Raw genomic sequence first — 683 nt, 5'->3', positions numbered from 1 at the left:
AGATACTGGTCTTTGTCCGGGTAAGATCCACTGTTTTGGCCTGCTCCAGCAACCTCAGCAACTCCTGCTGCTGCTTCAGGAAAGTCGTAAGAACGGATTTATCCAGTTGACTGCCGACCGGGTCCATGGAAGAAAAAGTCTTCATTTTATTAAGCTTTGGTTTGGGCAGCAGGCTTTTGGCGAAGTAATTGCCGAGCCAGCCGGTCATCGACCTGTCCTTCCATGGTGAGGAACTGATTGCGGTCGAGTAAGATGGACTCATCCCAGTCCTGATGCTGACTGATGAGGTGGTGAAGGGTTTGGATGGGATGATTGGTCATTTCAGCCATTAAATTGAACACTCAATTTACCCTTAAAGCTAAGAAAATTGAAGCACCTATCAACTCAATGCTCTTCTACAACGAGACGCGTTCCAATCGACTGATAAAAAAAGCCCGGGACAATGCCCGAGCCTTATCATTTGGGTTTTTTAAGTCCTCCAACCTTTTGAAACGAGCCTATTACCGGACCAGCAGCAGTTTTTTGGTCTTAGGAGGCTGACCGGGTTCGAACAGCACCACTACGACGGCTGTATTTTGAGCACGCCATTCGGATACATTCAACATTTGTACCTGAACTCCATCCAGTCTATAACGGGCTAACTCCTGCCCCCAAAGGTTATATACGACAGCCTCGGTTCCTTC

At 47.7% G+C, this 683-nt stretch carries 2 protein-coding genes; both read right to left on the bottom strand.

The genetic code is table 11. From position 1 onward, the window contains the following. Positions 1-149: 149 nt before the first annotated feature. Entirely contained in the window at positions 150-329 is a 180-nt protein-coding gene (locus IX84_RS31200; RefSeq protein ID WP_052516183.1) for a hypothetical protein, read from the bottom strand. Positions 330-500: 171 nt separating this feature from the next. Further along, on the bottom strand, positions 501-683 hold a 183-nt coding region (locus IX84_RS33490; protein ID WP_044224099.1), incomplete at its 5' end, for a hypothetical protein.

This window comes from Phaeodactylibacter xiamenensis (assembly GCF_000759025.1).
Classification (GTDB): Bacteria; Bacteroidota; Bacteroidia; order Chitinophagales; family Saprospiraceae; genus Phaeodactylibacter; species Phaeodactylibacter xiamenensis.
Note: the sequence above shows the minus strand (reverse complement) of the source record. Positions and strands in the feature narration are given on the sequence as shown.

Coding starts and splice junctions, on each gene's coding strand:
- IX84_RS31200 (WP_052516183.1), bottom strand. CDS start 329: ATGGCTGAAATGACCAATCATCCCATCCAAACCCTTCACCACCTCATC.